The sequence below is a fragment of the Microcoleus sp. N3A4 genome (genome assembly GCF_036701805.1).
Lineage (GTDB): Bacteria > Cyanobacteriota > Cyanobacteriia > Cyanobacteriales > Microcoleaceae > Microcoleus.
On the sequence record NZ_JAUBRJ010000039.1, the window covers coordinates 54,219 to 61,871 of the forward strand.

4 protein-coding genes and 1 pseudogene are annotated in these 7,653 nt (G+C 47.1%); all 5 read right to left on the bottom strand.

The genetic code is table 11. From position 1 onward, the window contains the following. Positions 1 to 28 precede the first annotated feature (28 nt). Entirely contained in the window at positions 29 to 2,191 is a 2,163-nt protein-coding gene (locus QUA56_RS21625; RefSeq protein ID WP_333361327.1) for a DUF4394 domain-containing protein, read from the bottom strand. Positions 2,192 to 2,906: 715 nt separating this feature from the next. Continuing rightward, positions 2,907 to 4,583, bottom strand: coding sequence for a hypothetical protein (locus QUA56_RS21630; protein WP_333361328.1), 1,677 nt, complete (start codon positions 4,581 to 4,583; stop codon positions 2,907 to 2,909). Positions 4,584 to 4,776: 193 nt separating this feature from the next. Further along, positions 4,777 to 5,727 carry an ABC transporter ATP-binding protein gene (locus QUA56_RS21635; RefSeq protein ID WP_333361330.1) on the bottom strand — a complete coding sequence of 317 codons (951 nt, stop codon included), beginning with the start codon at positions 5,725 to 5,727 and terminating at the stop codon, positions 4,777 to 4,779. Positions 5,728 to 5,987: 260 nt separating this feature from the next. Beyond that, entirely contained in the window at positions 5,988 to 7,067 is a 1,080-nt protein-coding gene (locus QUA56_RS36895; protein WP_445242934.1) for a DUF6745 domain-containing protein, read from the bottom strand. Positions 7,068 to 7,082: 15 nt separating this feature from the next. Next, positions 7,083 to 7,640 (bottom strand): annotated as a pseudogene (locus tag QUA56_RS36900) (leucine-rich repeat domain-containing protein); the annotation flags it as partial. Positions 7,641 to 7,653 lie beyond the last annotated feature (13 nt).

Sequence of the window (7,653 nt, forward strand, 5' to 3'; positions counted from 1 at the left end):
GACTCGATCGCCGATCGGACTTCACCATTTAAATCAAAGTCAGCGCCAAACCTTTAATCGATCGCCCGTCGCCAATTTGACCGACAATCGAAGCCCGACCGGTCGTCAAATTGATATTGTACAAGCTGGAAACTCCGGCAACTTCGATCGCAGCCAAAGCCGTCTCGTTACCGCCAACACTCCTGACATCAAAGCCGAGAACGGTACCAGCATCAATTCCCAAAGATCCGATCGTATTCAACACTCCATTATTCGGCGGATCTTGACGCACCAAAACATCTAAATTGGTGTCAATTGCAAACAGCGTTGTCGAAGTGGCCCCGGCAAAGTTATTCACATAGGCAGCCCCCGCACCTGCGGGAGAATTGCCAAAATTGCGATCGCCCGCAGCATAAGCCAAATTCCCGTCGAGTTGAATTCCCCCCGTCAGCGTGTCTGAATCGACAATTGCCCCGGTATCCGGGTTGAGGCGGGCGTTTTGACCGGCTTGATTGACAAACCGAATTCGATCGACCGTCGGATTGAAATCAAAACCCGCAGATCCCGGAGTTAGGGGAACAGCAAACTGCCCGCTACCGACTTGACTTGCAGCCCCAGTAACGGGATCGATGGCGTACAAGCGATTGGTAGAACCCACACCGTAAAGCACACCGTTAGCGGGGCGAAAATCAATCCCCAGCAAAGTTTCTCCCGGCTGCAACCCTGTAACTGCTGCGTCGCTGAGAATCGCCCGCGGTGCCGCCTCGTTAAAACCGACAATTGTTTCGGCGCCATTTCTGACAGTTAAGGCGTAAGCTGTAGGCAAAGGCAAAGCCAAACCGTCAATCTGTCTTCCGTCGGCAATTTGACCCGCGAAGGAAGCTTGACCGGTACTTAAATTGATATTGTACAAGCCCGAAACGCCCCCAACTTCCAGTGCCGCCACTGCGACATCGCGGCCGCCAATACTCCTGATATCAAAGCCGAGAATGCTAGTTGCATCAACTCCCAAAGATCCGATCGTATTCAACACCCCATTATTCGGGGGATCTTGTCGCACCAAAACATCCAAATCGCTGTCAATTGCAAACAGCGTTGTCGAAGTTCCCGCTGCAAAGTTATTCGTGTACGCAGCCGCAGCAGCCCCTGGAGTTGACCCAAAATTGCGATCGCCCGCGCGGTAAGCCAAATTCCCGTCGAGTTGAATTCCCCCCGCCAGCGTGTCTGAATCGACAATTGCCCCGGTATCCGGGTTGAGGCGGGCGTTTTGACCGGCTTGATTGACAAACCGAATTCGATCGACCGTCGGATTGAAATCAAAACCTGCAGCCCCCGGAGTTAGGGGAACAGAAAATTGCCCGCTACCAACTTGACTGGCTTCCCCAGTTTTTGGATTGATAGTATACAAGCGATTGCTAGAACCCACACCGTAAAGTCTGCCGTTAGCCGGTCGATAATCAATTCCCAGCAAACTTTCACCGGCTTGCAATCCTGTCACGGGCAAATCTGAGATCACACTTTGCGGATTGGAAAGGCTAAAACCGACAATCCGATTAGCAGGAGTTAAAGCATAAGCCGTTGTCAGCGGTGGTGGCGGAGGATTGGGAACAATGCTGCCAATATTAGTCGTGAAATCTGCTTGGTCGATCGCACTTTTGCTCACCCCTTTGAGAGTAGCGAAAAATTCTCCTGTTACCCGGTCTTGAATAACAGTATCGTTTCCTGCTTCGAGAATATTCAAGTCGCTAAAACTGACACCTTCCCCCAAACCGATTAAATCTGTACCGTCTGCAAAATCGGCGATCGTGTCCGCATTTGCCAAACTCACACCGCCGCTGGTACGAACAGGATCTGCCTCAGAGTAGCGCCTCAAAACAAATAAATCTGCCCCGTCTCCGCCTATCAGGATATCAGTATCTCGATCGCCCGACAAAACATCATTGCCCGAGTTGCCCGATATGGAATCGCTGCCTTTTCCTCCCACTAAAAAGTCGTTATCTTCGCCGCCGTTAACTGTATCGTTATCTAAATCTCCAAAGAGTGAATCTCGGCCTGAATTTCCATCAATTGAATCGCTTTCTTTTCCTCCAAAAATGCTGTCACTACCCGAGTTTCCAGCAATTACATCATTGCCCCGCAAACCAAAAATCAGGTCATCTTCTGGAGTTCCTGCTAGCAAGTCTGCTTGGGCGGTGCCTCTAATTTCTGCCATGCTCTAATCACCCTCTAAATTTGATACTTCCGTTGCCTAAAGGCGGCGGTATTCTCCGTTCAAAATATCACAAACTCGCACTTTTAGGATAGTTTTTCTTATTTTCGGCTGTAGGGGTGGGTTGCAATAAAAGTATTACAGGCAGGTGAAATGATACATAAACCCGCCCCCCGATTCAAATCAACCCACCCCTAAATACCGATCGACTTAACCGTATTTTATAGTTGGCTGTGTAGCCAAGGGCGATCGCAGCTCAACTGCAAACAGGCAAGCTGAAATTTTTAGCGGTGCGAACCCATGAAATTTTGTACTGCGTTCATGAGTAGTATACGCTGAATCTCTAATTTTGGATCTCTACAGTCAGAAATAAATTTTCAACTTTAATCTTAAATGCTCCGAAGGTGGGCTTTGTGTGTGTAGCCGCAAGAACCATCGCTCAATATAAAGTGGATTGTATGGCATTTCTCTGTCTGCAGAGGTACAAGAGCTTGATCCCCAACCCCCCTTAAAAAGGGGGGCTTTTCCGGTTCCCCCCTTAAAAAGGGGGGCTAGGGGGGATCGTTTTTGTACCTCATATAATTAAGAAACGCTATAAATGCAGAATTGGCATAATAAGTTAGTTGAACAGTCGTCTGAAGAGGAGTTAAGTTTTCAGGCAGGGGTTTAAACCCCTGCCTGAATCGGAGTTTCACGTTCGAGCTCTTCCCCTGCTTTTTCAAGCTTTCAGCAGTGCTTTAGAAGCTGATTCCCCTGCGAGTTTCAGTTGCGATCGCAATTTGAAGTTCAACAACACCAACACAGTCCACTGACTGAGTATGGATAGCAAAATGCTATTTCCCGCTGCTGCGAGAGACGACGAAGACAAAAAGCCAGCAAAGGTTGAAGACAACCACAAAATAGGAGCTTTGTCTGGAGTGAGCAACAGAATAGATAAAATCAGAGGTGGCCACAAGATAGCGCTGCCGATTGTGAGAACTGCCAACATTTCCCGATTTCGATTTTTTGTCAATAGGAATAGTTGGACGATGGCTGCGTAAATTAGGATCAGATTCAGGCAGAGAATTACGCCCCAAAATCCGTTTGTCTCAGATTTTTCCAACAGCGCCCAAGGTGTTAAAATTATGACTGAGCTGAGGAGATTAATCGCGATCGCAACTCCAGCCGGACTTTTTTCGCTCCAAATTAAATCGAGTAGTGGGTAGCGCCGCCACAACTTCTGACTGCTGGGAACAATTTGTTGCCGATACCTCGCCCAATCGTACAAAGATTGTCGGTCAGATGTTAAAGCTGCAATTAAAGCTAAGAACATCAGCAAATTCAAGAGCAGTAAACTAACTTCATTAGCGTAGGGTGGAGGGCTTGATTGGAGTGCAAATCCTAAAAATATTGCTTGACAGCAGATAACTAGCAAATAACTTTGCCGCTTGCTCAAAACTGTAGCACTGGGATTGGGAAAGCGGCGCTGCCATCCCTGCCACAGCCAATAGCTTCCTGTACCGCAAACCAAGAGAGACAAAGCAAGGCCGCTCGCAATATTTGTACCGAGTGGCGAGTAAAACCATTGCAACTTGTCTAAATCTGCAATTACTAACCAATGGAAATAATGACCTTTATTAACAACTCCAAAAAGGAGATATCTCAGGATAGAAATGGGAGACAAAAATGTTAGCAAATCCCAAGCAGTTCGCGTTAATTGGATCGCAGACATCCCAAACACAACAAAAACCGTAGCGCTAGCCAACCAAGGTTGAAATCCTCCCAACCAACTGGTTGTCAATCCAAATAGCATCGCACTGCTGTAAAACAAAGCACAGCTAGCTGCAACCGCTGTGTAGAAACATAAAATTTCATTCATGGGTATTTGAGCGGCTAATCCAGCGTACAAATGCAGCGGTACTGCCAGAATTGCTGCTAGATAAAGTAGAATTGGGACGCCCAGAATTTTGCCGATAAAAATTGTTTTCGCAGACTGGGGACTGAGGCGAATAAAGTTGAGCGTGCCCCGGCGTTCCTCCCTGTCTAAGTCGCTCACAAGCATATAAGTGCCTGCTACTAATAAAGCTAAGACGCTCAATATGCTCAGCCAAGTGAATATCTCCAGCCACCACTGCGGCCAGTTAATGGCAAAGTTGCCCAAGGCATCTCTGATGCACTTTCTCTCTCCGAAATTGTCAATCTCTACAGTGCAAAATCTGTGAGAGATGGAGTTAGTATACTCCCCATGAGGAGGGGCAACTGGTATCTGGGCGCTGAAATACATGAACAGTAGCAGTTGAGCGCCCAGGGAAAGCGCAGAGGCGATCGCCATATTGCCAGTATTCAAGCGGCCCTTGATTTCTCGAAATAACTGGGGATTCCAGTTGCCTATTTTGTCTAGTAAGTTGAGTGTCATGGTTGATTAGTTATTGGTGATTGGTAATTCTCTCTCTTCTCTTCCTCTGTGTCCTCTGCGCTCTCTGCGGTTAAATAATTCCGGTCCAACCGTAAAGAATATAACTCAGTTATAACTCACTGTTGAATTATTTTCAATAACGGGCAAAATGCCCGTTCCACAAAGAATTAATTTGATTCTGGAAACGACTAAATTAAGATGCTTGCTGGTGTCCCATCTTGAGGAAGATGGTTTCTAAGTCTTCTTGAGTGCAGTGAAATTCTGTTAGGGGAATGTTGGCGGCGACGAGTTCCCGTAATAAATTTGCGGCATCTTCCGGGCTTCCTGAAAAATCAACGCACACCTGTTGAGTTTCCGGGATTATTGCCCAATTTTCCACCCAAGGAAAGTTTTTTAATTCCGATGTTAGCGCTTCTAAATTACCTAAAACCGACAGGAAAATTTGCTGGCGGCTGAGGCGTTTGTAAAGTTCTTGCAAAGGTGCGCTTTCGACCAGATATCCGAGTTCCATGATGCCTACCCAGGTACAAAGTTCGGCTAAGTCGCTGAGAACGTGAGATGATATAACTACAGTCATGCCGGCTTCTTGCAAAACTTTGATAATTTCGCGAAACTGCATTCGGGCGATCGGATCTAAGCCAGAAACGGGTTCGTCTAACAACAACAACAGCGGTTCGTGGATAATAGTTCTCCCCAAACTCAGGCGCTGTTTCATCCCCCGCGACAGGGTGGAAATTAAGCTGTTGCGCTTGTTGGTTAGTTGCACGAGTTCTAACACGGAGTTGATTCGCGATCGGCGGCGCGGTTGCTGGAGGTTGTAGAGTCGGGCAAAATAGTCTAAATAATCCCAAACAGTCAAGTCGTCGTAGAGGGGAAAGTCGTCGGGAAGAAAGCCGATGCGCTGTTTGAGAATGGGATGCGATCGATCGCGCAATAACCTATCCCCATTGATGTATATTTCCCCTGTAGTCGGTTCCTCAGCCGCCGCCAACATCCGCAGCAAAGTAGTTTTGCCGGCACCGTTGGGGCCGATCAGTCCGCATACTTCGCCTGCTGCTACTTGCAAATCGATGTCATTGACTGCTATATGGCGATCGAATTGTTTCGTCAGCCCGCGAGTTTCTATTGCTAGTTGTTTTGCCATTTTTTGAGGGTGAATGAAGTTTTATTGGTGCATTCCTGGCATGGAAATATAAGTCTACAACTAGCCTAGCCCGTTCTTCAATGAATTGTCATCTCGTTTCTGAAATTAAAACAAAGACATTATCGATCGCTGAAATTCTTGCTAGTATTAAGTCTTCCTTCTTCCCGATCGCTGATTCGGTATGACATCTGATACGCGCACCCTTTAATCCGTGTATCCGTGTTAATCCGTGTAGTGCCTTCCTTCTTCCTTCTGCTATATCAAGTCTGCACGGAAAATTCCTCTGGATCGATATCCCAATTTGCCCAGCGAATTGCCTCCCTAGCAGATGTCAGGTTAGGCGGCACTCTCAAAGCGTGAATGAATCCCGTACTCGGACAAGTCATTTTTAACAAACAAATCGGCTCGACATCGGCATTATCTATTTTTAATAGTGCATATTCCTGCCAACTATCTATTTGTTTTGCTGACAACTCTTGACAAATGCGATCGTAACCAATTCCTTCAATTAACACTCGCCGAAGTTCGGCATTCTCTTCTGTTAAAAGCCAGTGGGATTGCCATTGATTTGGGTGGACTTTGCCGTATTTTTCAGGCAATTCGACACCGTGATAATAGTAAAAATTCCATCCGTCCGCAAACTCAATAGCAGGTTCTCCTTCTGCGTGCAAGCGGTTTTGACTGTCAAAGCGCAGGTGGCGGGGGCGATCGCATACATAACAAATCTTTTCAAAGGGAAATATAAAACCGCAATGCTCGAAAAGCAGCTTTTGGCAGTGATGTATTTCTTGTGCCTTTTGGGAAATATTGACGCCTAATGAAGAGATATACAATTGGGTCAAATAGATTTCTTTAAACAAAGTCGTGGGGGTTTGAGGGGATTGGAGGCCCAACAAATAATCGGGAAAAAGATTCCCCTTCGTTTGTTCCGATCGCTCATATTCCTCAACCAATTCGTACACTAGCGAACTCAGTGTGCTGTCTGCTTCGGGCTCGATCGTCATGCAAAAGAGCTCATACTTCCACACGCCCGGACTTGCAAATTCTCCCACAGCGGACATCCATTTCTGGTCTAGATTTTTCCCCAATCTATTGCTGTATTCGTCACAGCAGTTTTGTGAACGATCCTGTTTGGGCAAGTTGAAGATTTGGAGATAAGCGTCGCGGGGACTGCTGCAAATAATAACGGAGGGTTCTTCTAGCCCTATAGCGGCATAGGCAACTTTGATGGCTTGTGTGGCTTTTTGAGCATCAATTGGCGTAGTTGAGAGAGTAAGACGTTTCTGTGCGAGTTCGCCTAACACGCTGATGTCGGTAATTTGATTGTCGTAGAGATCCAGTGTTGTCAGATTGGTGAGCTTACGCAAGGCGCTGATGTCGGTAATTTGATTGCTGCCCAGATACAGTGTTGTCAGATTGGTGAGCTTACGCAAGGCGCTGATATCGGTAATTTGATTGCTGCCCAGATCCAGTGTTGTCAGATTGGTGAGCCAGCCGAGGAAGCTGAAGTCGGTAATTCGATTGTTGCCCAGATTCAGTGTTGTCAGATTGGTGAGCGAGCCGAGGAAGCTGATATCGGTAATTTGATTGTAGTGGAGATGCAGTGTTGTCAGATTGGTGAGCGAGCCCAGGAAGCTGATGTCGGTAATTCGATTGTTGCCCAGATGCAGCTCTGTCAGATTGGTGAGCGAGCCGAGGAAGCTGATGTCGCTAATTTGATTGTTGCACAGATCGAGTGTGGTCAGATTGGTGAGCGAGCCGAGGAAGCTGATATCGGTAATTTGATTGTGGTAGAGATCGAGTGTGGTCAGATTGGTGAGCGAGCCGAGGAAGCTGATGTCGCTAATTTGATTGTTGCCCAGATGCAGCTCTGTCAGATTGGTGAGCGAGCCGAGGAAGCTGATGTCGCTAATTTGATTGTTGCAC

Coding starts and splice junctions, on each gene's coding strand:
- QUA56_RS21635 (WP_333361330.1), bottom strand. CDS start 5,727: ATGGCAAAACAACTAGCAATAGAAACTCGCGGGCTGACGAAACAATTC.
- QUA56_RS21625 (WP_333361327.1), bottom strand. CDS start 2,191: ATGGCAGAAATTAGAGGCACCGCCCAAGCAGACTTGCTAGCAGGAACT.
- QUA56_RS21630 (WP_333361328.1), bottom strand. CDS start 4,583: ATGACACTCAACTTACTAGACAAAATAGGCAACTGGAATCCCCAGTTA.